Annotated in this window: 17 protein-coding genes; 9 read left to right on the top strand and 8 right to left on the bottom strand. The window is 71.0% G+C overall.

Translation table 11 applies throughout. The annotated features are described in order from the left end of the window. The first annotated feature begins 128 nt into the window (after positions 1 to 128). The 3 genes from ACVHNB_RS07205 to ACVHNB_RS07195 all read left to right on the top strand — a co-directional run bounded on the left by ACVHNB_RS07205 (position 129) and on the right by ACVHNB_RS07195 (position 2,553). Positions 129 to 935 carry a carbohydrate ABC transporter permease gene (locus ACVHNB_RS07205; RefSeq protein WP_456228847.1) on the top strand — a complete coding sequence of 269 codons (807 nt, stop codon included), beginning with the start codon at positions 129 to 131 and terminating at the stop codon, positions 933 to 935. Then, positions 936 to 1,763: a carbohydrate ABC transporter permease gene (locus tag ACVHNB_RS07200; protein ID WP_456227641.1), complete on the top strand. Its 828-nt coding sequence runs from the start codon at positions 936 to 938 to the stop codon at positions 1,761 to 1,763. 169 nt (positions 1,764 to 1,932) lie between these two features. Further along, positions 1,933 to 2,553 carry an XRE family transcriptional regulator gene (locus ACVHNB_RS07195; protein WP_428957543.1) on the top strand — a complete coding sequence of 207 codons (621 nt, stop codon included), beginning with the start codon at positions 1,933 to 1,935 and terminating at the stop codon, positions 2,551 to 2,553. A gap of 49 nt (positions 2,554 to 2,602) precedes the next feature. On the opposite strand, the gene ACVHNB_RS07190 is transcribed toward ACVHNB_RS07195, so the two are convergent. After that, positions 2,603 to 3,628, bottom strand: a complete 1,026-nt coding sequence (locus ACVHNB_RS07190; RefSeq protein ID WP_428952238.1) for a 6-phosphofructokinase — start codon at positions 3,626 to 3,628, stop codon at positions 2,603 to 2,605. A gap of 303 nt (positions 3,629 to 3,931) precedes the next feature. Here ACVHNB_RS07190 and pta point away from each other — a divergent pair, with 303 nt between their 5' ends. The 3 genes from pta (at position 3,932) to pyk (ending at position 8,750) form a co-directional block, all read left to right on the top strand. Further along, positions 3,932 to 6,022, top strand: coding sequence for a phosphate acetyltransferase (gene pta / locus ACVHNB_RS07185; RefSeq protein WP_428952239.1), 2,091 nt, complete (start codon positions 3,932 to 3,934; stop codon positions 6,020 to 6,022). Beyond that, a complete protein-coding gene (locus ACVHNB_RS07180; RefSeq protein ID WP_428952240.1) occupies positions 6,019 to 7,245 on the top strand; it encodes an acetate kinase in 1,227 nt (408 codons plus the stop codon). The genes pta and ACVHNB_RS07180 overlap by 4 nt, the downstream gene beginning before the upstream one ends. A gap of 74 nt (positions 7,246 to 7,319) precedes the next feature. Continuing rightward, positions 7,320 to 8,750: a pyruvate kinase gene (gene pyk / locus ACVHNB_RS07175; protein WP_428952241.1), complete on the top strand. Its 1,431-nt coding sequence runs from the start codon at positions 7,320 to 7,322 to the stop codon at positions 8,748 to 8,750. Between the two features lie 99 nt (positions 8,751 to 8,849). Here the strand turns inward: pyk and ACVHNB_RS07170 are convergent, their stop codons facing one another. The 4 genes from ACVHNB_RS07170 to ACVHNB_RS07155 all read right to left on the bottom strand — a co-directional run bounded on the left by ACVHNB_RS07170 (position 8,850) and on the right by ACVHNB_RS07155 (position 13,070). Further along, the gene (locus ACVHNB_RS07170; protein ID WP_456227640.1) at positions 8,850 to 10,022 is read right to left on the bottom strand and encodes a hypothetical protein; all 1,173 of its coding nucleotides are present in this window, start codon (positions 10,020 to 10,022) and stop codon (positions 8,850 to 8,852) included. 94 nt (positions 10,023 to 10,116) lie between these two features. After that, a complete protein-coding gene (locus ACVHNB_RS07165) occupies positions 10,117 to 10,677 on the bottom strand; it encodes a DUF6114 domain-containing protein (RefSeq protein ID WP_428952243.1) in 561 nt (186 codons plus the stop codon). A 156-nt stretch (positions 10,678 to 10,833) separates the two neighbouring features. Continuing rightward, the gene (locus tag ACVHNB_RS07160; RefSeq protein WP_428952244.1) at positions 10,834 to 11,451 is read right to left on the bottom strand and encodes a DUF6230 family protein; all 618 of its coding nucleotides are present in this window, start codon (positions 11,449 to 11,451) and stop codon (positions 10,834 to 10,836) included. Between the two features lie 641 nt (positions 11,452 to 12,092). After that, a complete protein-coding gene (locus tag ACVHNB_RS07155) occupies positions 12,093 to 13,070 on the bottom strand; it encodes a tetratricopeptide repeat protein (RefSeq protein ID WP_428952245.1) in 978 nt (325 codons plus the stop codon). Positions 13,071 to 13,366: 296 nt separating this feature from the next. Here ACVHNB_RS07155 and ACVHNB_RS07150 point away from each other — a divergent pair, with 296 nt between their 5' ends. Next, positions 13,367 to 13,984, top strand: coding sequence for a TetR/AcrR family transcriptional regulator (locus tag ACVHNB_RS07150; RefSeq protein WP_428952246.1), 618 nt, complete (start codon positions 13,367 to 13,369; stop codon positions 13,982 to 13,984). Positions 13,985 to 14,205: 221 nt separating this feature from the next. Here ACVHNB_RS07150 and ACVHNB_RS07145 read toward each other — a convergent pair whose 3' ends face one another. Continuing rightward, the gene (locus tag ACVHNB_RS07145) at positions 14,206 to 15,204 is read right to left on the bottom strand and encodes a GDP-mannose 4,6-dehydratase (protein WP_428952247.1); all 999 of its coding nucleotides are present in this window, start codon (positions 15,202 to 15,204) and stop codon (positions 14,206 to 14,208) included. Then, positions 15,201 to 16,334, bottom strand: a complete 1,134-nt coding sequence (locus ACVHNB_RS07140; protein WP_456228846.1) for a UDP-N-acetylglucosamine--N-acetylmuramyl-(pentapeptide) pyrophosphoryl-undecaprenol N-acetylglucosamine transferase — start codon at positions 16,332 to 16,334, stop codon at positions 15,201 to 15,203. The genes ACVHNB_RS07145 and ACVHNB_RS07140 overlap by 4 nt, the downstream gene beginning before the upstream one ends. An 88-nt stretch (positions 16,335 to 16,422) precedes the next feature. On the opposite strand from ACVHNB_RS07140, the gene ACVHNB_RS07135 reads away from it, so the two are divergent. Next, positions 16,423 to 17,136 carry a response regulator transcription factor gene (locus ACVHNB_RS07135; protein ID WP_428952248.1) on the top strand — a complete coding sequence of 238 codons (714 nt, stop codon included), beginning with the start codon at positions 16,423 to 16,425 and terminating at the stop codon, positions 17,134 to 17,136. After that, the gene (locus tag ACVHNB_RS07130) at positions 17,133 to 18,503 is read left to right on the top strand and encodes a sensor histidine kinase (protein ID WP_456227639.1); all 1,371 of its coding nucleotides are present in this window, start codon (positions 17,133 to 17,135) and stop codon (positions 18,501 to 18,503) included. Before ACVHNB_RS07135 ends, ACVHNB_RS07130 begins: the two co-directional genes overlap by 4 nt. A gap of 18 nt (positions 18,504 to 18,521) precedes the next feature. Here the strand turns inward: ACVHNB_RS07130 and ACVHNB_RS07125 are convergent, their stop codons facing one another. Continuing rightward, the gene (locus tag ACVHNB_RS07125; protein ID WP_456227638.1) at positions 18,522 to 19,607 is read right to left on the bottom strand and encodes an alpha/beta fold hydrolase; all 1,086 of its coding nucleotides are present in this window, start codon (positions 19,605 to 19,607) and stop codon (positions 18,522 to 18,524) included. Positions 19,608 to 19,765: the final 158 nt, after the last annotated feature.

Here is a 19,765-nt window from a genome sequence, read left to right as displayed (position 1 = left end):
GTCCGGGGCGCTGTCCCGGGCCCCGCTCCTCGCACGCCGCGGGGGCCGGAACGAAAGGTGACCGCAACCTCGTGACCCGTCGCACCACAGCACTGCGAGCCCTCCCGATCGCCCCCGCCACGATCATCATGCTCCTGTTCCTCGCGGGGCCGATCGCCTACTGCGCCTATATCGCCTTCACCGATCTCCAGCTGACCGGGCAGGCCGAGTCGTCGTTCGTCGGCTTCGACAACTTCCGGGCCGCGTTCGAGGACGACGCCTTCCTCAACGCCGTCCGGCTCACCCTCGTCTTCACGTTCCTGTCGTCGATCGTCGGCCAGAACACGCTGGGCCTGGCCCTCGCGGCGCTGATGCAGCGCGCCTCGAAACCGGTCCGCACGGTCACGGGGGCCGTGGTCGTCACGGCGTGGGTGCTGCCGGAGGTCGTCGCCGGATTCCTGCTCTACGCCTTCTTCCGCCGCGAGGGCACCCTCAACGCGATCCTCGACTGGCTCCATCTGCCCGGCCAGAACTGGCTGTTCACGCTGCCGATCCTCGCGGTGTCGTTCGCGAACGTGTGGCGCGGCACGGCCTTCTCGATGCTCGTCTACTCGGCGGCGCTCTCCGAGATCCCGAAGGAGGTCACCGAGGCCGCCGAGGTCGACGGTGCGAACGCCTGGCAGCGGCTGTGGCACGTCACGCTGCCGATGATCCGCCGCTCCATCGGCACGAACCTGATGCTCAACACCCTGCAGACGCTGTCCGTCTTCGGCTTGATCTGGGTGATGACCCGCGGCGGGCCCGGCAATCGCAGCCAGACCCTCCCGTTGTTCATGTACGAGCAGGCCTTCCAGAAGAGCATGATCGGCTACGGCACCGCGGTCGCCCTGCTCCTGCTCGTCGTCGGTGCCCTGTTCTCGCTGGTCTACATGCGCCTGCTGCGCTCGGAGGCATGAGTGACCCGCCGACGTACCCGTACCCGTCTGACGGCCGACGCGACGCTGCTGCTGGTCGCCCTCGCCTTCGCGCTGCCGCTGGCCTGGGTCGTCCTGTCCTCGCTCGACGCCGACGCGAACCTCAAGGTGAAGCTGCCGGCGCATGCCACGTTCGACAACTTCGACGCGATCCTGAAGCCGGACATCACCTTCACCCCGCTGCTGAACAGCCTGATCCTGTGCGGTGGCGCGACGGCCCTCACCGTCGCCTGCGCGGCGCTCGCCGCGTATCCGCTGTCCCGCTACCGCTCGCGCCTGAACACCCCGTACCTGAGCACGATCCTGTTCGCCACGTGTCTGCCGATCACGGCGATCATGGTCCCGGTGTACGCGCTGTTCGTGCAGGTGAACCTGATCGACACGATGGCGGGCACCATCTACTTCTTCACCGCGTCCCAACTCCCTTTCGCCATCTGGCTGATGAAGAACTTCATGGACGGCGTCCCGAAGGAGCTGGAGGAGGCAGCCTGGACGGACGGCGCGGGCACCTTCCAGTCGCTGGTGCGGATCGTGCTGCCGCTGATGGGGCCGGGGATGGCCGTCGTCACGGTGTTCTGCTTCGCCATGATGTGGGGCAACTTCTTCGTCCCGTTCATGCTGCTGCTCTCCCCCGACCAGATGCCGGCGTCGGTCAGCATCAACGACTTCTTCGGCAACCGCGGCACGGTGGTCTACGGCCAGCTCGCGGCGTTCTCGATCATCTACTCGACGCCGGTGATCCTGCTGTACGTCCTGGTGTCGCGCCGCTTCGGCGGGGGCTTCGCGCTCGGCGGTGCCGTCAAGGGCTGACCGAAACCACGGCTGTACGTTCCTACGATATGTCACGCAAGACGAACACACCGTAGCCAAGCGGCCCGTTCCCCCCTACTTTGTGCCCGTGCAGCACACCGCCGCGGCGCATCAGCCCACCCCACCATTCAACGCCTCCGCCGCCCGCCGCCTCCGTGAGGCGCTCGGGATGGCGCCGGGCCATGTCGCGTACGGGATGCGCGCCTCCTACGGGCTCGCGCACATCACCCCGGAGATCATCATCGCCTGGGAGCGCGGCGACGCGTCGCCCACGGCGGGTGAACTCACCGCGCTCGCCGGGGCGTTGTGGTGCTCGCCGGGTGAACTCATCGGCGCCCCGCGGACGCTGCGCGAGCACCGGCTCGCGCTCGGGCTGCCCCCGGAGGACGTGGCGCGGGACGTCGGCATCGAGATCCACGCGTATCTGCGCATGGAGGAGACCGGCGAGTGGCGGGGCACCGACCGTCAGTCGAGCGCGCTCGCCGGGACGCTGCGGCTCGCGCCGCGCGCGTTCGCGACGGTGACCGGGCGGGACGGACAGCTGACGGAACTGCTGCGCAGCGCGGCGACCACCCGCTGGCAGGGCTATGTGCGGCCCGTGACCCGGCTCGTACCCGTGCAGCGGCGCGAGACGGAGGACGTGCTGCACGAGATGCACCTGGAGTACCAGGCACTGATGGCCGCGACGCTGAGCTGGGGCGGCGGTTCGTCGCCCGAGGCGGGGGACGCGGGGCGGGACTTCCTGGAGCGGATCCTGGACGAGTTCTGGTCCAGGATCCGTAACCCGTGATCCGTGATCCGTGATCCGTGATCCGTGATCCGTGCGGGAACGCGACGGACTAGAAGACCGACTCGGCCTCGTCCATGCGGTCCTTGGGGACCGTCTTCAGCTCGGTGACCGCGTCGGCGAGCGGCACCATCGAGATGTCGGTGCCGAGCAGTGCGGTCATCTTGCCGAACTCGCCGCGGTGCGCGGCCTCCACGGCGTGCCAGCCGAACCGGGTGGCGAGCACCCGGTCGTAGGCGGTGGGGGTGCCGCCGCGCTGCACATGGCCGAGGATGACGGGCCGCGCCTCCTTGCCGAGGCGGCTCTCCAGCTCGTAGGCGAGGGCGGTGCCGATGCCCTGGAAGCGCTCGTGGCCGAACTGGTCGATGGCGCCCTTGCCGTAGTCCATGGTGCCGTCGGCGGGGTGCGCGCCCTCGGCGACGCAGATGACGGCGAACTTCTTGCCGCGGGCGAAGCGCTCCTCGACCATCTTGACCAGGTCGGCCGGGTCGAAGGGCCGCTCGGGCAGGCAGATGCCGTGGGCGCCGCCGGCCATGCCGGACTCCAGGGCGATCCAGCCGGCGTGCCGGCCCATGACCTCGACGACCATCACCCGCTGGTGGGACTCGGCGGTCGTCTTGAGGCGGTCCATCGCCTCGGTGGCGACGCCGACGGCGGTGTCGAAGCCGAAGGTGCGGTCGGTGGAGGAGATGTCGTTGTCGATCGTCTTCGGGACGCCGACGACGGGCAGGCCCGCGTCGGAGAGCATCCGGGCCGCGGTGAGGGTGCCCTCGCCGCCGATCGGGATGAGGACGTCGAAGCCGATCTCCTCGGCGAGCTGCTTGGCGTTCTCGCACGCCGCGCGGAACTTGTCGCGCTCCAGGCGGGACGAGCCGAGAATGGTGCCGCCACGGGCGAGGATGCCGCTGACCGCGTTCAGGTCGAGGGGCCGGTAGCGCCCGTCGAGCAGTCCCGCGTAGCCGTCCTCGAAACCGAGCACCTCGTCGCCGTAGTGCGTGACGGCGCGGTGCACGACCGAACGGATCACGGCGTTCAGGCCAGGACAGTCGCCGCCTGCGGTGAGAACTCCGATACGCATCGTGCTGTGTCTCCTGCTCGCTGCCGGTACGTGTGAGCCAGGTCGATTCTTCCACGCTCCGCGGGGCGCCGCGTTCGCGCGCGCTCAGGAGGGGAGCTTGGGCACACTGTCCACGGGCACGGGGACCCTGCTGTTCAGGACTTTTGTCCGGCGGGCGACCTAGCCATCGCCGGAGGTATTGTCAAGAGGGCATGGCTTCCATTACGGCCATTTTTTCTGCCCGAAAGAGGCCGGATCGACCCGGATCAGCCGGGTTCGACCGCGTAGGACGACGCAGGACCACTAGGGGAACGGAGAGCACGCGTGACGCGCAGCGTGTACGTGACCGGGATCGACCGGGGCGACGGCCGCCAGGTCGTCGAGCTGGGAGTCATGGAGCTCCTGACCCGCCAGGTCGACCGGGTGGGCGTCTTCCGTCCGCTCGTCCACGACGGCCCCGACCGGCTCTTCGACCTGCTGCGGGCGCGCTACCGCCTGTCCCAGGACCCGGCGAGCGTGTACGGCCTCGACTATCACGAGGCCTCGGCGATCCAGGCCGAGCAGGGCACCGACGAGCTGCTCTCGCTCCTGGTCGACCGCTTCCACGCCGTGGCCCGCGACTATGACGTCGTGCTGGTGCTCGGCACCGACTTCGCCGACACCCAGCTGCCGGACGAGCTGGCGCTCAACGCCCGCCTGGCGAACGAGTTCGGCGCGTCCGTGCTGCCGGTCGTCGGCGGGAAGAAGCAGACGGCCGAGTCGGTGCGCGCCGAGGTCCGCAACGCCTACCGCGCCTACGACAGCCTGGGCTGCGACGTCCTCGCGATGATCGCCAACCGGGTCGCCCCCGAGGACCGCGACGAGATACACGAGCGGCTCCAGGCCCGTCTCCCGGTGCCCGCCTACGTCCTGCCCGACGAGGCCGCGCTCTCCGCGCCGACCGTCGCGCAGATCACCCACGCGCTCGGCGGCACGGTGCTGCTCGGCGACGACTCGGGCCTGGCGCGCGACGCCCTCGACTTCGTCTTCGGCGGTGCCATGCTGCCGAACTTCCTGAACGCACTGACCCCGGGCTGCATGGTCGTCACCCCCGGCGACCGCGCGGACCTGGTGGTGGGCTCGCTCGCGGCGCACAGCGCGGGCACGCCGCCGATCGCGGGCGTGCTGCTGACCCTGAACGAGCGGCCCGGCGAGGAGATCCTCAAGCTCGCCGACCGGCTCGCGCCCGGCACCCCGGTGATCGCGGTGTCCGGCGGCTCGTTCCCCACGGCGGCCGAGCTCTTCGCGCTGGAGGGCAAGCTGAACGCGGCGACGCCCCGCAAGGCGGAGACGGCCCTCGGCCTCTTCGAGCGGTACGTCGACACGGCCGGGCTGCTCAAGACGATCCAGGCCCCGTCCACCGACCGGGTCACCCCGATGATGTTCGAGCACAAGCTGCTGGAGCAGGCCCGCTCGGACAAGCGTCGCGTCGTCCTGCCGGAGGGCACCGAGGAGCGGGTGCTGCGCGCCGCCGATGTGCTGCTGCGCCGGGGCGTGTGCGACCTGACACTGCTCGGCCCGGTCGAGCAGATCCGCAAGAAGGCCGCCGATCTCGGTGTCGACCTCGCGGACAGCCAGCTCATCGACCCGCAGACCTCCGAGCTGCGGGACCGTTTCGCCCAGGAGTACGCGCAGCTGCGCGCCCACAAGGGCGTGACCGTGGAGCTGGCGCACGACGTGGTCGCCGACGTGAACTACTTCGGCACGCTGATGGTCCAGGAGGGCCTGGCCGACGGCATGGTGTCGGGGTCCGTGCACTCCACGGCCGCGACGATCCGGCCGGCCTTCGAGATCATCAAGACCAAGCCGGACGCGGCGATCGTCTCCTCGGTCTTCTTCATGTGCCTGGCCGACAAGGTCCTCGTCTACGGCGACTGCGCCGTGAACCCGGACCCGAACGCCCAGCAGCTCGCCGACATCGCCGTGCAGTCGGCCGCCACCGCCGAGCAGTTCGGCGTCGACCCGCGGATCGCGATGCTGTCGTACTCCACCGGCACCTCCGGCTCGGGCGCCGACGTCGACAAGGTCCGCGAGGCCACCGAGCTGGTGCGCTCGCTCCGCCCCGAGCTGCGGATCGAGGGACCGATCCAGTACGACGCCGCGGTCGAGCCCAGCGTCGCGGCCACCAAGCTGCCGGACTCGGAGGTGGCGGGCCAGGCCAGCGTGCTGATCTTCCCGGACCTCAACACCGGCAACAACACGTACAAGGCCGTGCAGCGCTCGGCCGGCGCGATCGCCGTCGGCCCGGTCCTGCAGGGTCTGCGCAAGCCGGTCAACGACCTGTCCCGCGGCGCGCTCGTGCAGGACATCGTGAACACCGTCGCCATCACGGCGATCCAGGCCCAGACCCCGACCGAAAAGGCAGCCGCTCAGTGACCGCCACCCGTGTCCTCGTCCTCAACTCCGGCTCCTCGTCGGTGAAGTACCAGCTGCTCGACATGCGCGACGGCGCGCGGCTCGCCGCGGGCCTCGTGGAGCGCATCGGTGAGGAGACCTCCCGGCTCAAGCACACGCCGCTGCTCGGCGGGGGCGGCGAGGCCCGGGAGCAGAACCGGCCGATCGCCGACCACGAGGAGGCCCTCAAGGCGGTCGCCGACGAGCTGACGCGGGACGGGCTCGGCCTGGACTCCCCCGAGCTCGCCGCGATCGGCCACCGGGTGGTGCACGGCGGCATGTTCTTCACGCAGCCGACGGTGATCGACGACGCGGTGCTCAAGGAGGTGGAGCGGCTCATCCCGGTGGCGCCGCTGCACAACCCGGCGAACCTGACGGGCATCCGTACGGCGATGGCGCTCCGGCCCGACCTGCCGCAGGTCGCGGTCTTCGACACGGCGTTCCACACGACGATGCCGGAGTCCGCGGCGCGCTACGCGATCGACGTGAAGACCGCCGACGAGCACCGCATCCGCCGCTACGGCTTCCACGGCACGTCGCACGCGTACGTGTCCCGCAGGACCGCCGAGCTGCTGGGCAAGGAGCCGGAGGAGGTCAACGTCATCGTGCTGCACCTGGGCAACGGCGCCTCGGCGTCGGCCGTGCGCGGCGGGGTGTGCGTGGACACATCCATGGGTCTGACGCCGCTTGAGGGCCTGGTGATGGGTACGCGTTCAGGGGACGTCGACCCGGCCGTCATCTTCCATCTGATGCGGGTGGGCACCATGTCGGCGGACGAGATCGACGTCCTGCTCAACAAGAAGAGCGGTCTGGTCGGCCTGTGCGGCGACAACGACATGCGGGAGATCCGGCGCCGGATCGACGAGGGCGACCAGGAGGCGCAGCTCGCCTTCGACATCTACATCCACCGCCTGAAGAAGTACATCGGCTCGTACTACGCGGTGCTCGGCCGGGTGGACGCGATCGCGTTCACCGCCGGGGTCGGCGAGAACGCGGCGCCGGTGCGGGAAGCTGCGGTCGCGGGCCTGGAGGAGCTGGGCCTGGCGGTCGACGGCGAGCTCAATTCCGTACGTTCCGACGAGGCCCGGATCGTCTCGCCGGAGTACGCACGGGTCGCCGTCGCCGTGGTCCCGACCGACGAGGAGCTGGAGATCGCGCAGCAGACCTACGCGCTGGTCGGGGACCGTGACGACCGCAACGCCTGAGCACCCGTCCGCCCATTTGTAGATTCCACCAGACGGAATATTCCGTAGCGAAACAAACCGATAGGATCGCCCCCATGCGCCGTTCCAAAATCGTCTGCACGCTGGGCCCCGCCGTCGACTCCGAAGAGCAGCTCGTCTCGCTGATCGAGGCCGGCATGAATGTGGCCCGCTTCAACTTCAGCCACGGCACCCACGCCGAGCACCAGGGCCGCTACGACCGCGTCCGCGCGGCCGCCGAGAAGACGGGCCGCGCGGTGGGCGTGCTCGCCGACCTCCAGGGCCCGAAGATCCGCCTGGAGACCTTCGCCGAGGGCCCCGTCGAGCTGGTGCGCGGTGACGAGTTCACCATCACCACCGAGGACGTCCCGGGTGACAAGTCGATCTGTGGCACGACGTACAAGGGGCTGCCGGGCGACGTCTCGCGCGGTGACCAGGTCCTGATCAACGACGGCAACGTCGAGCTCAAGGTGATGGACGTCGAGGGCCCCCGGGTCAAGACGATCGTCATCGAGGGCGGTGTCATCTCCGACCACAAGGGCATCAACCTGCCCGGCGCGGCCGTCAACGTCCCGGCCCTGTCCGAGAAGGACATCGAGGACCTGCGCTTCGCCCTGAAGATGGGCTGCGACATGGTCGCCCTGTCCTTCGTGCGCGACGCCAACGACGTGAAGGACGTCCACAAGGTGATGGACGAGGAGGGCCGCCGGGTCCCCGTCATCGCCAAGGTGGAGAAGCCGCAGGCCGTCGCCAACATGGAGGGCGTCGTCGCGGCGTTCGACGCGGTGATGGTGGCCCGTGGCGACCTCGCGGTCGAGTACCCGCTGGAGAAGGTCCCGATGGTGCAGAAGCGCCTCGTGGAGATGTGCCGCCGCAACGCCAAGCCGGTGATCGTCGCGACCCAGATGATGGAGTCGATGATCACCAACTCGCGCCCCACCCGCGCCGAGGCCTCCGACGTGGCCAACGCGATCCTGGACGGCGCCGACGCGGTCATGCTGTCCGCCGAGTCCTCGGTCGGCGCGTACCCGATCGAGACCGTCAAGACGATGTCGAAGATCGTCAAGGCGGCCGAGGAGGAGCTGCTCTCCAAGGGCCTGCAGCCGCTGGTCCCGGGCAAGAAGCCGCGCACCCAGGGCGGTTCCGTGGCCCGCGCCGCCTGCGAGATCGCGGACTTCCTGAACGGTGAGGCGCTGGTCGCCTTCACGCAGTCCGGTGACACGGCCCGCCGGCTGTCCCGCTACCGCGCGGCCCAGCCGATCCTGGCCTTCACCACGGACCAGAACACCCGCAACCAGCTGTCGCTGAGCTGGGGCGTCGAGACGTACGTCGTGCCGCACGTGGACTCCACCGACGCGATGGTCGAGCTGGTCGACGCCGAGCTGGTGAAGCTGAGCCGCTTCAACGACGGCGACACCGTGGTCATCACGGCCGGCTCGCCCCCCGGCGTCCCCGGCACCACCAACATGGTCCGGGTGCACCACCTGGGCGGCGGCGACCGCGACTGACCGCGGTACCGCCCGGAACACGCACCGAGGGCGCCTCCTGTACGAGACAGGGGGCGCCCTCGGCGTTGTGCGGCTCCCGAACGGGTCCTGAAGGTACGGTCAGCTGTCCTCGACCGTGGTGTGCAGCCCGGGCACGTGCAGGTTCCCGCCGAACTGCGCGGCCTGCGTGACCTTCACGTTGGTGAAGTACAGGATCGGCAGGTTGATCGGCGGCGGGTTCTTCGCGTTGAACGTCATGGGGATGAGCCCGAGCAGATTGCCCGAGAGCTCCTCCGTGTACATCGTCGTCTTCCCGTCCCGGATGGTCGACGTGGAACCCTTGTCGGACCGGATGTGGAAGTACTTGCCGTCCGGGCCGGGGGCGATCTGGTGCAGATCCCCGATGTCCGTACCGTCCGAGATGATGTACTTCATCACGCGCTTGGTGGTGCCGTCGGCCATCCGGACGTCCACGAGGCCCTTGTAGTCCGCGCCCTTCAGCAGGAGCGAGCTGGCCTGCAGCTTCCAGACGTCGTTGGGCAGCTGCGCCGGGGTGTCCTCGTCGGCTCCCGCGGCGTCGGTCGCGACCGGGCAGTCGTCCGGGATGCCACTGGCGCTCGGGGACGGGGTCGCCGCCTCCTCGGCCTTCTTCGCGGCGTCCTCGGTGGCCTTGTCGACGCTGTCCTTGGTGTCCTTGACCGCGTCGCCGGCCCTGTCGGTGGTGTCCTTGACCGTGTCCCCGACACCGTCGACGGTGTCCTTGACCGCGTCGCCGACGTCCTTGGACCCGGACTCCGACGCCGACGGGCTGGGAGTCGGCTCGGCCGTCTCCTTGTCCTTCGGCGTGAACAGGTCCTTGAGCGCGTCGCCGACACCCAGCGGGTCGAGCGGGTTCTTGGTCTCGGACGCCGAGGGCGACGGCGTGGCCGTGTCCTTGCTGTCGTCCGCGCCGGACTTGGTCCCGGAGGAGGCCGACGGCGAGGGAGTCGGCTGCGCCGTCTCCTTGTCGTCCGCGCCGCCCGCGCCGGAGTCCGCGTCCTTGCCGCCGTCCTTGTCCGTGGAGGCCGAGGCCGACGGCGTCGGGGTCTTGGACTCCTCCGCCTTGTCCTTGTCCGCGGCGGTGCCGTCCTTGGCGTCCCGCTCCGCCTCCACCGCGTCGGCGCACGCCTTGTAGTCGTCCGCCGAGAACTTGGTCGGGTTGTCCTTGGCCGCCGCCAGCGTGGGCGTCAGACCAAGTCCCATCAGTACGGCCGTGGGCATGGCCGCGATGGCTATCGCCTTGCCCGCGGGCATGTGCAACCTGGTGAACAGGTGCTTCCTCGGTGCTGCATGCCGCGGCCCGGTTCTCGCACGGGACTCCAAGAGCGAGTCCTCGTGGTGCACCTCGTCAGCCGGCACGGTGCCTCCCGTTCGTCCCGTTGTCCGGGCTCGTCCCTGACACGTCGTCGTTTGCGCCCGCGACCCGATAGGTGGCACCCGCGATCGGCGGCACGACGTTCGGGTCGTCCGACCCGGCGCCGTCACCGCCCTGCGCGGCCGTCTTCTCCTGCGGCCTGCCCGGAGCCCAGGAGACGCCGAGAGCGCCACCGATGAGGGCGAGCAGGAAACCGATGACGAAGCCTCCGAAGTTGGAGACCACCAGGGAGACCAGGGCGAGAAGAATCGCCGCCACACCCGCGAACACCCGGGAGTGCGGCTGGAACCACATCGTCAGGCCGAGCACGACCAGCAGGACGCCGATGATGAGCGACCCGGCTCCCGCCGTCGTCGCCATCCGAATCGTCATGCTGCCGAGCGTCAGATTCGCGTACGGGAAGTACATGATCGGGATGCCGCCGAGAATGGCCAGCAGGCCACCCCAGAACGGGCGCTGACCGCGCCACCCTCGGAACGATTGGCGCATGTGACCAAGCTTCGGGCCCAGCCCTGCGTGCGCTTCGGCGCTCATGTCGTACAGCTCCTCGGGAATGGCGTTGATCTGTGGTGACGATGGCTGTCCGGATACGGGCACGGGGACGGCCCGGAGCGTTTCCCGCACGTCCCCGCGCCCGGCCGTTCAGCACATCAAGTGCCTAGTCCCGGGCCCGCTTCGGACCCTTGTGGACTAGTAGCACTCGTTCTTGCCCTTCGAGACACTCATCTTGAGGCCGGAGAGCTGGAAGGTGCCAGCCGTCGTGGCCCACGCGCGCTGCTGGACGTTCTCGAAGTGCACCGAGTCGGCCTGCTGGGCGAACGAGTTCGGGTCGGCCTTGTCGCCCTGGTGGATACCCGGGCCCTTGTTGGCGTCACCCGCCGCCACACCGATGTCGATGTTCTTGAAGGTCGCGTCGGCCTTCAGGTCATCGGCGTCGATGTAGAGCGTCTTGGCCTTGACGGGGTTCTTCGGGTCGCTACCGGCCGACAGCTTCATCGACACGTCGCCGAAGACCGGGACCGGGACGACGACGGACTGGCAGAGATTGTTGATCGTCGCCGACTTCATGCCGACCACGGCGACCGGGTGGACACCCGTCTTGCCACTGTCGATGGCGCCGTACTGGGCGAAGCCCTCGCCATCAAGAGAGTCCGCCGTCACCTTGAACGACTGACCGGAAACGCTGAACGATGCCGCAAGCGCGCCCTGGGACAGGGCGACACCTATCGCGGCAGTCGCCGCGACGCTCGGCACCATGACTACGGCGAACCGCTTCCATCTGGTTCCGCCACGAGTCACGGACTTCATGACTGTTCCTCCTTCTCGGACGTACATCTCCGGCCCTGACTGCCCCTTGCGGCGGCTCAGCCGGGCAGGGATGGGAGAAGTGCTACGTCCTCGGGAAGGAGAGCGCCCGCATCGGAGGCGCGCATCCGCACCCTGATCACCGGCGATCACCCCCGAGCGACAACCACTGGTCGCACCTGAGCCATCACGCGCAACCTGCCGGACAGGCTCAGCCGGACGGCTGAGACCCCCCTGTCCCAGATCAGCGGCGCTCCCCTTGGTTCCGCCGCCGACCTGCCCGGTGGGGACCCAACAACCCCGCTGCCCGAATGGCTGTCGGACGGTGGGAAGTGGACCGAGCGTGCCCGATCGTGGTGCATTCCCGGCGCTCGCACAAGGGGGTTCGTTACTCACGGGTAACGGACGGATAACCGAACCACGACCGCCCGGCATCGGACAGCAACACAGGGTGCCGTCAACCGAGTTACCAATGTGGTTGATTCAGTGACTAAACCGGGCAGAAGGATGCCCTCGACTTACTCCAAGTAACAGCGGCCGCGTTTACCAAGTTTTGGTAAAGCGCGGCCGCTGTGCGCCTCTGGAGGCAGAACTTTCACCCCGGCATCACAAGCCGTGGCGTTTACGGACAGGTCACCGGCGGCTCAGAAAAGAACCCGGGCCAGAGCCGTACGGGCCGTGGTCACGCGGGGGTCGTCGGACCCCACGACCTCGAACAGTTCGAGGAGCCTGACCCGCGCCGTGTTCCGCTCGTCGCCGGCCGAGCGGGCCACCACGTCGACGAGCCGCCCGAAGGCGTCCTCGACATGACCGCCCACCAGGTCCAGGTCGGCCGCCGCGATCTGCGCCGCCACGTCGCCCGGCTTCTCGGCGGCGTCCTTGCGGACCTGCTGCGGGTCGAGGTCCTGCACCCGCTGCAGCAGCTCGGCCTGGCCGAGGCCGAGCTTGGCCTCGGTGTTGCCGGGGTCGTCGGAGAGCACGTTCTTGTACGCCTGGACGGCGCCCGCCATGTCACCGGCGTCAAGGGCCTGCACGGCCGCTTCGAGCAGCGCGTCGTACGGACCGGCCGGAGCCTCCACGACCGGTGCGGCGCCCTCCGCATCCCCGGCGTTCCCGTCGACGACGATGCCGGTGAGCCCGAAGCGCTCCTCGGCGACCTGGATCAACTGGTCGAGGGTGCCGCGGATCTGGGCCTCGGGGGCCGCACCCTGGAAGAGGGGCAGCGCCTGGCCGGCGACCACGGCGAAGACGGCCGGGATCCCCTGGACCCCGAACTGCTGCATCAGCATCTGGTTGGCGTCGACGTCGATCTTGGCGAGCACGAAGCGGCCGTTGTACTCGGCGGCGAGGCGCTCGAGCAACGGGCTCAACTGCTTGCAGGGCTCGCACCACTCGGCCCAGAAGTCGATGACGACGGGCACTTCGGTGGAGCGCTGCAGTACGTCGCGCTCGAAGTCCGCCTCACTGACGTCGATGACGAGGCTCGACGGGGACACGGCCCCGCCGCCGCCCTGCCGGGCCGCTTCGGCGCGCGCCTGCTCCGCCTTCGCCTTGGCCTCCTGGGCCGCCTTCACCGCGGCGAGATCGACGACTCCGCTCATGGACATGTTCCGTGGCTGCATGCGTACAGTCTCCCCCCTCCGCGGACGGTTGTGGGCCGGGTCCGCCTCCGTCGCCTCCCGCCGGATTGCGAGACGTACGGAGCGGACTCGGCCGGGACGCTCGGCGCCGGGTCCCCACCCGGCACCAGTGGTTGCCGCTCGCCGGGGCCGCTCGGGGTGCAGAGCCGAGTCGGTCGTACGAGATCGAGCTTTCGCTACGCGTCGTAGCGTAACTGCCGGGGCTCCGCCGATGGAACCCGGTTCCGGTGATCTGCCTCACGCACGCCACTTTCCCTACCGGCCGGTATGGTCCGATCATGCAGAGCCGCAGCCCGTCCCGTACCGGTCGCCCCCGATCCGCCGCAGCGGACGAGGCGATCCTGGAGGCGACGCGCGCTGCCCTGGTCGATCTCGGCTGGTCGAAGCTGACGCTGGGCGACGTGGCGACGCGGGCGGGCGTCGCGAAGACGACGCTGTACCGGCGCTGGGCCGGCAAGAACGAGCTCGTCGTCGACGCGGTCGCGGTCCTGTTCGACGAGCTGGAGCTTCCCGACCGGGGTTCCCTCGCCGCGGACATCGAGGGCGTGGTGCTCCAGTTCGCGGCGATCCTGGACCGGCCCGAGACGAAGACGGCGCTGATGGCGGTGGTCGCCGAGTCCACGCGGGACGCTCCGCTGCGGGAGCGGATCCGGACGTCGATCGTGGACCGGCAGAAACGATTGGTGCTCCTCGGCCGGGCGCGCGCCGAGCGGCGCGGGGAGCTGCCCGCGCCGCCGGACCCGGTGGCCGCGGCGGCGACGGCGGATCTCATCTTCGACGTGGCGGCCGGGGCGGTCGTGCACCGGACGCTGGTCAGTGCGGAGCCGGTCGATGCGGAGTGGGTGCGCAGGTTCACGGCGTTGCTGCTGGGTGGTCTGGCGGCCGCGTCCGAGTAGGGGCCGGTCCGGTGGGGCGCGTCGGTCGCGTTGCCGGGTGCGGGCCGGTGGGGCTTCTCGCGCAGTTCCCCGCGCCCCTGAGGCATGCAGCTTCGCTGCTGCCTCATCGATGAGATGCGGCACGAAGTGCGCATCTCAGGGGCGCGGGGCTGTATCCGATCAGCGACTCCGCCGCAGGGCGCTAGCAGCCACGACGCAAGCCGCACCCGACCACCGGGGAGCTAGACCTGGTACCGAGCGGGAGCGAATCGGTCGAGGTTCGACGCCACCCACTCCGACGTCCGCTTCAGCCCCTCCGTCAACGAGAACTCCGGCTCCCAGCCCGCCCATTCACGCGCCCGCGTGTTGTCCGACAGCAGGCGATGGACCTCGCTGCCCGAGGGGCGGAGGCGTGCCGTGTCGGAGACGATGCGGGCGTCGCGGCCCGAGGCCGTGATCAGGGCCTGGGCCAGGTCGCCGATGGAGATCTCCTGGCCCGTGCCGAGGTTGACGACCCGGCCGAGCGCCCGGTCGCACTCGGCGACCGCCATGAAGCCCCGCGCCGTGTCGCAGACGTACGTGAAGTCGCGGGTCGGGGTCAGCGAGCCGAGCTTGATCTCCCGTGCCCCGGCGTGCAGTTGGGCCAGGATCGTCGGGATGACGGCCCGCGCGGACTGCCGCGGGCCGTACGTGTTGAAGGGGCGGACCACGGTCACCGGGAGTTCGAAGGCGTGCCAGTGCGAGAGCGCCATCATGTCGGCGCCGATCTTCGACGCGGAGTACGGGGACTGCGGCTGGAGCGGATGCTCCTCGGAGATCGGGGCCGTGAGCGCCGTGCCGTAGACCTCGCTGGTGGAGGTGTGGACGAGGCGGCGGACGGCGTGCCTGCGGCAGGCCTCGGCGACGTTCTCCGTGCCGACGACGTTCGTCTGGACGTACGCGCCCGGGGAGTCGTACGAGTACGGGATGCCGATCAGCGCGGCCAGGTGGAAGACGGTGTCGCAGCCGGCGACGGCGTCCGCGACGCGGCCGGGGTCGCGGACGTCGCCCGCGAGGATCTCCACCCGGGGGTCGTCGAGCAGATGCGCCAGATGGCCCTTCTCCGCGTACGGCTTGTAGTGGACGAAGGCCCGGACGTGCGCGCCCGCGTCGAGGAGCAGGTCGACGAGTGTCGAGCCGATGAAGCCCTCGGCGCCGGTGACGAGTACGGTCCGGCCGGTCCAGGTGGACGTGGTGCTCATATGTACTGCAACTCCCTTGATTGTCCTGCCAGTTCGAGTACGTGGTCCGCCAGGAGATCGGCCGCCCTGGCGTGCGGCCCGGCGGGTGCGGCCGACGACATCGCCGCGAGCCGCGCCGGATCGGCGAGCAGCGGTTCGACGAGGGCGGCGAGGGTGCCGGGGGTCGCCTCCGCGTCCGGGAGCAGCAGCCCCGCGCCCGCGTCGGAGAGCACCCGCGCGTTGTGGGTCTGGTGGTCGCCGGGCGCGTGCGGGTACGGGACTAGGACCGCGGGCACGCGCGTCGTGGCGAGTTCGGCGACGGTCGCGGAACCGGCCCGGCACACCACCAGGTCGGCGGCCGCGTAGGCGAGGTCCATCCGGTCGAGGTAGGGCACGGCGACGGCGGAGGTGCCGAGCAGCCGGCGCCGGGTGTCCTCCAGCGCGGCCGGGCCGGTCTTGATCAGGAGGTGGACGTCGGCGCGGCCGCGCCAGCGCGCGGCCAGGCCCACCGCCGCCTCGGTCAGCCGGGCGGCGCCGAGGCTGCCGCCGTTGACGAGGACGAGCCGGGCGCCGTCGGGGACGCCGAGTGCGCGGCGGGCGGTGTCCCGCAGGGCCGGCCGGTCGAGGTCGGCGAGGGCCGCGGCGATCGGCATGCCTGTGGTGAACGCCCGGGTGCCGCCCGGCAGATGGGCCCGGCTGCGGTCGAAGGCGACGGCGATGTGCGGGGTGAGGCGGGCGGCGAACCGGTTGGCGCGGCCGGGGACCGCGTTGGACTCGTGGATGAGGCTGGGCAGTCCGGCCGAGCGGGCGCCGACGATCACCGGCGCGCTCGGGTAGCCGCCCATGCCGACGGCGACCTGGGCGCCCTGCTCGCGCAGGACGGCCCTGCACTGGGCGCCGGACTTCATCAGCGCCGCGGGCAGGAGGTAGCGGCGGGCGCCGAGGGCGGGGTCGAAGGGGATCATGTCGACGGTGTGGAGGCGGTACCCGGCGTCCGGGATCAGCCGGGTCTCCAGGCCGCGTTCGGTGCCGACGAACGAGATCACCGCGTCCGGGACGGCCCGGCGCAGCGCGTCGGCGAGGGCGAGACCGGGGTAGATGTGCCCGCCGGTGCCGCCCGCGCCGATGACGACGGACAGAGGGGTGCGCAGGGCGCTGCGCGAGTCGCTTCGCATGAGAAGTGAGCGTCGCGGGCCGCTCTAAGAGGGTTTTAAGAGCCCGGTTTGGCACCTTTGTGCCATGACGACAGGGAACACACCCGCCCCGGCTCGGATCCTGGTCGTGGACGACGACCCCGAGGTCCGTTCGGCGGTCGAGGACGCGCTGACGGTGGAGGGCTACCGGGTGGCGTCCGCGCCGGACGGCCAGCGGGCGCTGACCGCGCTCGCCCGCTGGGAGCCGGACGCCGTCGTCCTCGACGTGATGATGCCGGTCCTGGACGGGCTCGCCGTGTGCCGTCAGATGCGCGCCGTGGGGGACCGCACGCCGGTGCTCGTGCTGACCGCCCTGGACTCGGTGAGCGAGCGCGTGGACGGCCTGGACGCGGGCGCGGACGACTACCTGGTCAAGCCGTTCGCGCTCGACGAGCTCACGGCGCGGGTACGGGCGCTGCTGCGCCGCGCGGCACCGGGTCCGGAGCCCGACGACTCGCCCGGCGCACTGGCCTACGGGGACCTGGTCCTCGACCCGGCGACGCGCACGGGCCGGCGCGGCGGCCGGGCCCTGGAGTTCAGCCGCACGGAGTTCGCGCTCCTGGAGGTCCTGGTGCGCAACGCCGGGCAGGTGCTGCCACGGGACGTGATCCAGCAGACGGTGTGGGGCCGCGACTTCGGTCCGGACTCCAACTCCCTCGCGGTGTACGTGGGGTATCTGCGGCGCAAGCTGGAGACGCCCGGGGAGCCGCGCCTGGTCCACACGGTCCACGGCGTCGGCTACCGGCTGGGCACCCCGTGAGCCGGGCCCGGATCAAGGACCGCACGCCGCTGCGCACCCGGCTCGCGCTGCTCGCCTCCGCCACGGTCGCGCTGATCACGGTGGGCGTGTGCGCGGCCTCGTACGCCGTGATCCGCTACGAGCTCGGCCACCAGCTCGATCTGCAGCTCACCCAGGCGGCGACCCTGGCCACGCAGCAGAACCGGGGCGAGCCGCCCGGCGTGCTGTCCGGCGAGTGCCGTTTCCTGGCGGCCCCGGCCTGCGCGCAGCTCGCCCCCGCGGACCCGGCGGACGACCCGCGGGAGCCGTACCTGCTGCCGGTCGCGGACAGCACGCGCGAGGTCGCGGCGGGCACGCGGGCCCCGTACTACACGGACCTGACGCTGCAGGGGCACCGGGTGCGGATGCTCACCACCCCGTACACCGCGGGCGAGGGCAAGGCGCTGCAGGTGGCGCTGCGTTCGGACACGACGGCGAAAGGGCTGCGGCAGGCGACCGCGCTGCTGGCCGCGATCAGCCTGGCGGGGATCGCGCTGGCGGCGGCGGGCGGGTACTGGGTGTCGCGGCGGGGTCTCGCGCCGGTCGCCCGGCTCACGGCGACGGCGGAGCGGATCGCGCAGACGCGGGACGCCCGGCTGCGCATCGACCTGCCGCCGGGCCGCCGGGACGAGGTGACGCGCCTCGCCGCCTCGTTCAACACGATGCTGGGCGAGCTGGAGGACTCGGTGACGGCCCGCCGCCGCCTCGTCGCGGACGCCTCCCACGAACTGCGTACGCCGCTGACCGCGCTGCGCACGAACGCGGAGCTCCTCGCCCGCGCGGACCGTCTGACACCGACCCAGCGCGACCGGGCCTCGGCCGCGCTGGGCCGCCAGATCCATGAAGTGACGTCTCTGGTCAACGACTTGATCGAGCTGGCCCGTGACGAGGAGCCGCGGCCGCTGGTCGAGGAGGTGGCGCTGGCGCCGCTGGTGACGCACGCGGTGGAGGCGGCCCACGCCCACTGGCCGCTGGTCGCCTTCACGCTCACGGTGGCGCCGGAGGCGGCGTCGGCCACGCTCCCCGGCGTCCCGTCCCGCCTCTCCCGCCTGCTGGCGAACCTGCTCGGCAACGCGGCCAAGTTCAGCCCGCCGGGCGCCGAGGTCGAAGTGACGTTGTCCGCGGGGGACTTGACGGTACGGGACCACGGCCCCGGCATCGCGCCCGAGGACCTCCCCCATGTCTTCGACCGGTTCTACCGCGCCGAGGCGTCCCGCGCGCTGCCCGGGTCGGGGCTCGGTCTGGCGATGGCCCGGCAGATCGCGCAGGCGCACGGGGCGGAGCTGACCGCGCAGGCGGCGCCGGGCGGCGGGGCGCTGTTCCGGCTGGCGTTCCCGCCCCGCGCATGAGGCCTGCCGGGCCGGGCGTCAGTCGTTCCAGGCACAACTCCCGAGCGTGGCGCGCTTCTTGGCGACGAGCCGGTCCGCCTCGACCGCCGGGAGGGCGCGGGTGTGCTTGCCGCGGCAGACGACGGTGCGGTCCGCGCGGCCGGCCAGGTCGACCAGGATCTGGTCCCAGTGGCGGTACTGGACGTCGTGGCCGGAGTCGGCGTACGTACGGGTCTTCACGGTGGCGCCGGACGGGAGCTGAGCCCGCCAGGTCTTGAGCGTGGCGGGCGGGACGGTCGTGTCCTTGTCGCCGCCGTACAGGTGGACGGACGCGGAGAGCTTCGACAGGTCGGGGCCCGGGCGCTCGCAGTACAGCTTCTGCTCGTGCACCTGCGGCGCCGGGTCGGCCTGCTGGCCGCGCTGGTTGTACGTCCGTGCGCCGTCCTCGTACGCGGTGTCGGCGAAGCCGGGGATCGACTTGACCGGGCTGTCGTCCGGGAAGGCCCACCACGTGCGCGGGTCCTTGATCTGGTCCTTGACGGCGGCGGCGAGCGCGTCGTCGGACAGGCCGCAGTAGGCGGGCTTCGTGCCGTAGGGCGGGAGCGCGGCGGCGAGGTGCAGGGCGGAGACGCGTCCGGGGGCGCTGGCGGCGAGCTCGGCCGCGTACGGGCCGCCGCCGGATATCGCGACCACCTTGAAGTCCTTCACGCCGAGCCGGTCGAGGACGTCGAGGGCGTCGGCGGCGAAGTCGGCCTTCCCCAGGGCGGGGTCGTAGTCGGTGTCGCCGAAGCCGTTGCGCTCGACGGAGATCATCCGCAGCCCCAGATCCTGTCTGGTGGTGCGGAAGAAGTCGGTCATGTGGACGGCGCGGGCGCTGGTCCCGGTGCCGCCGATGTAGAGGACCGGGGTGCCGTCCGCGGGGCCCGAGTCGGTGTAGTGCGCGGTGCGCCCGCTCGGCAGCTTGGCCGCGTGCACGTCCGGGCCGAGGGAGTCGAACGTGTTCTGCACCTTCGGCTCCGCCGGCGGACTCGCGCTCACCGCGCCGGATCCGCCGATGGCCACGCCGCCGAGGAGGGCGAGGGTGGCTATGGCGGCGGTGGTTGCGGTGCGGCTGGGGCGGGGCATCGGCACGGGTGACTCCAGTGGCGGCGGGTGTACGTGACGTGCCGCGCCTACCCTGCCGGGGCCGGGGGATGCCGTTTGCGTCTGCCTGGTTCTGTCGTGTCGCGGGCGAACGGTGGGCGGGGGCTACTCGCGCCTCCAGGGGCGCGGGGAACTGCGCG

The organism is Streptomyces sp. YJ-C3 (assembly GCF_053891275.1).
The sequence above is the reverse complement of the archived record's forward strand: the minus strand, read 5'-3'. Positions and strand labels throughout refer to the sequence as shown.

Coding starts and splice junctions, on each gene's coding strand:
- ACVHNB_RS07195 (WP_428957543.1), top strand. CDS start 1,933: ATGGCGCCGGGCCATGTCGCGTACGGGATGCGCGCCTCCTACGGGCTC.
- ACVHNB_RS07155 (WP_428952245.1), bottom strand. CDS start 13,070: ATGCAGCCACGGAACATGTCCATGAGCGGAGTCGTCGATCTCGCCGCG.
- pyk (WP_428952241.1), top strand. CDS start 7,320: ATGCGCCGTTCCAAAATCGTCTGCACGCTGGGCCCCGCCGTCGACTCC.
- ACVHNB_RS07125 (WP_456227638.1), bottom strand. CDS start 19,607: ATGCCCCGCCCCAGCCGCACCGCAACCACCGCCGCCATAGCCACCCTC.
- ACVHNB_RS07165 (WP_428952243.1), bottom strand. CDS start 10,677: ATGAGCGCCGAAGCGCACGCAGGGCTGGGCCCGAAGCTTGGTCACATG.
- ACVHNB_RS07205 (WP_456228847.1), top strand. CDS start 129: ATGCTCCTGTTCCTCGCGGGGCCGATCGCCTACTGCGCCTATATCGCC.
- ACVHNB_RS07135 (WP_428952248.1), top strand. CDS start 16,423: ATGACGACAGGGAACACACCCGCCCCGGCTCGGATCCTGGTCGTGGAC.
- ACVHNB_RS07150 (WP_428952246.1), top strand. CDS start 13,367: ATGCAGAGCCGCAGCCCGTCCCGTACCGGTCGCCCCCGATCCGCCGCA.
- ACVHNB_RS07160 (WP_428952244.1), bottom strand. CDS start 11,451: ATGAAGTCCGTGACTCGTGGCGGAACCAGATGGAAGCGGTTCGCCGTA.
- ACVHNB_RS07170 (WP_456227640.1), bottom strand. CDS start 10,022: ATGCCCGCGGGCAAGGCGATAGCCATCGCGGCCATGCCCACGGCCGTA.
- ACVHNB_RS07190 (WP_428952238.1), bottom strand. CDS start 3,628: ATGCGTATCGGAGTTCTCACCGCAGGCGGCGACTGTCCTGGCCTGAAC.
- ACVHNB_RS07145 (WP_428952247.1), bottom strand. CDS start 15,204: ATGAGCACCACGTCCACCTGGACCGGCCGGACCGTACTCGTCACCGGC.